General features: G+C 55.1%; 1 protein-coding gene. It reads left to right on the top strand.

The genetic code is table 11. From position 1 onward, the window contains the following. The first annotated feature begins 120 nt into the window (after positions 1–120). Positions 121–822 carry a carbamoyltransferase N-terminal domain-containing protein gene (locus ACWTU9_RS33160; RefSeq protein ID WP_455862009.1) on the top strand — a complete coding sequence of 234 codons (702 nt, stop codon included), beginning with the start codon at positions 121–123 and terminating at the stop codon, positions 820–822. Positions 823–866: the final 44 nt, after the last annotated feature.

Below are 866 nucleotides of genomic sequence, written 5' to 3'. Positions count from 1 at the left end.
CCTCAAGCCGCCGGCATTCTCATCCTGATTGACGCTGCTCTCTCACGTTGATCGCCGCGCCGCATCGGCGATTTCTATGAAATCGATGAGCGACTGCAGGTCGCGCATCTAGGAAAAGTGATGACGGGCCCTGGCGACAAATATTCTTTCCTCTATGCACTTGCCGATCCGAACTTCACATTACCCAAAGGACGGTTGCGCGATGAAGACCCTGGTAAGCTAATGGCGCTTTGCGCCTCTGGGCAGACCGGAACGCCCGATCTTAACGAGCAGGCTCTGATCGACTTCTTGCTTCCACGCGACAATATTGCGCAGTTGCTGAGCAAGGAGGAATTGCGGAATTCGCCCTACCACAATATTGGCGTAACCCATCAGAAGTTCACCGACCTGGCCAGGCGAGTTTCGGACGCCATCTTCGATTCGTTCCATGCCTTTGCGAAGAAGAACATGCCAAAGGGTTTTCCGCTGCTGATTGCCGGCGGCTGCGGGTTAAATTGCGAGTGGAACCGCCGATGGATCGACACGAATCTGTTTTCCGATGTTTTCATTCCGCCGTGCACAAACGATACGGGGTCTGCGATCGGGACCGCGGTCGACGCGATGCGGCATTTCACTGGAAATGCGAAGATCAAGTGGAACGTGTATTCAGGCCAGCCTTTCGTCTTTGATGAGATCGACCGGACCGGACTCGAGATCCATCCACTCGAGTTCGACCAGGTGGCCTCGGCATTGCTGGATGACAAGGTAATCGGCTGGGTGCAGGGGAATTGCGAGATCGGGCCACGAGCGCTCGGCAATCTGTTGATTGCCACTGAGAACTGACCCGGCGACACAGGATATTTCCACCGAGAATTGACCCATGTTTG

The sequence above is a fragment of the Mesorhizobium sp. 128a genome (assembly GCF_053848025.1).
This window is presented reverse-complemented; position numbering and strand designations above follow the sequence as displayed.

What these genes read in the sequence shown, in the direction of transcription:
- ACWTU9_RS33160 (WP_455862009.1), top strand. Translation starts at nt 121, where the DNA reads ATGACGGGCCCTGGCGACAAATATTCTTTCCTCTATGCACTTGCCGAT.